Source organism: Hungatella hominis (genome assembly GCF_014288005.1).
Taxonomy (GTDB): Bacteria; Bacillota; Clostridia; order Lachnospirales; family Lachnospiraceae; genus Hungatella; species Hungatella effluvii.
The window spans coordinates 1-1460 of the sequence record NZ_JACOPB010000061.1 but is presented as its reverse complement, the minus strand read 5'-3'; the positions used below and the strand labels follow the sequence as shown (position 1 = coordinate 1460).

Annotated in this window: 1 protein-coding gene and 1 pseudogene; both read right to left on the bottom strand. The window is 50.0% G+C overall.

Annotated elements, in window-relative coordinates; translation table 11 throughout:
* A pseudogene (locus H8S75_RS32295) lies at positions 1-416 on the bottom strand (Ig-like domain-containing protein); the annotation flags it as partial.
* A 13-nt stretch (positions 417-429) separates the two neighbouring features.
* Positions 430-1434, bottom strand: coding sequence for a major capsid protein (locus H8S75_RS32290; RefSeq protein WP_187024968.1), 1005 nt, complete (start codon positions 1432-1434; stop codon positions 430-432).
* Between the last annotated feature and the right edge of the window lie 26 nt (positions 1435-1460).

Genomic DNA, 1460 nt, shown 5'->3' with positions numbered 1-1460 from the left:
ATGGCCGTCTTTACAATGGCGCTGCCTGTAACCTTGCCGCCGCTGTCAATGGTAATACCGATCGTATCTGGATTGACGCCAGAGTCGTTATCTGTAACCTTCCAGCGAATCGCTGGCTTATTATTGATGATCAGTGCGCTGGCCGTCGGATATGTGATTGTAATAGCTGGGGCTGTCTTCTCCTTTACGCGGAGCTGCAGGCTGCTTCCGAGTGTGGCATCTGTGTCATTTTTTGTGGTCACGTTCCCGGCCTCGTCCGTGGCCTTAATCGTCACTGGAAAATAATGCCCGTCGTTATTGTTATAAGACGACGTGGCCGGCGCTGTAATTGTGGCCTCATATTTCTTCGAGGTACTGTTATAGGTCAGTGTGGTTGTAACACCGTTAATTACGGCCTGTACTGTCTTAACTGCCATATGTCAGACCTCCTTATCCGATCTTATGCTTAAACGCAACAATCCTGATCTGCTTCGGCTCATAGACTCTTTCATAGTTGATGGCATTCATCAGTTCCGCCTTCGTCGGAGTCTCTACATGCTCTCTGGCAAGGTCAGTCCATTTGATCCCACGTGCATGCATGATGAACGTCTTACGGTTAATCAGGTAATCTACACCGGATCCCTTCTTCTTGTCTCGATCTACTTCAGTAGCAACAAAGCCGACGGGAGAACCATTTCCGAATGCAATTGCCCCCTGGCCAAACAAATATGTGGTATATACGCCATCTGCGACCGGACAGCCATCATCCACAATTACCCGGCGTCCCTGGTAGGTATCAAACTCAACATCAGTAGAATCCCGTTCTGTGTCGATCAGGTTATTTTTCTTCAGAAAAGCCTTTGTGGCGCTGTGCATGGCCACAGCCGTCAACTGTCCCTGGGCGTCACCGAGCAGCTGCAAAGCATCAATAAAAGCGCTGGCACTGATCTTCTGGGCCGCGGCGGAACCCGCTGCCGAAATGTCCAGGATATGGTCTGCAAGTGGTGTTTTGGTCTCTGCTGGTTCTGTTGTAGTCTGATAGCTGCCGAACACTCCGGAAAGCACCTGGATCAGAATCTTCTGGTACTCTCTCGCCCAATATCCCGCTACCAGATCACCAATGGCGGCCATCGGGTCACTGCCGGCAAGCGCAGCCGATAAATCTGTGGCAGCCCACATATTAGCCCTGCGCACTGTCGTAGATACATCCTTGTTAGACGTGATCTTCTTTGCAGTCAGATCCTGATCCTCGATAATGTCCTCAGAATCTCCGCTCAGATCCTCGAAAAACGGCATCTGGTGGATCGGCGCCGCTTCACTGGCCAGACGGTCAAACTCTGCATTATTTGTGATAATTCCGCTCTGGAAGAGTGCGGATAACTCCATGGTCCGGTTCACGACATAAGGTGTGAACAGTTCCGGTACAATGACATCGGATAATTTTGTTACTGGCATTTAATCACCTATTCCCTTTCTTATAC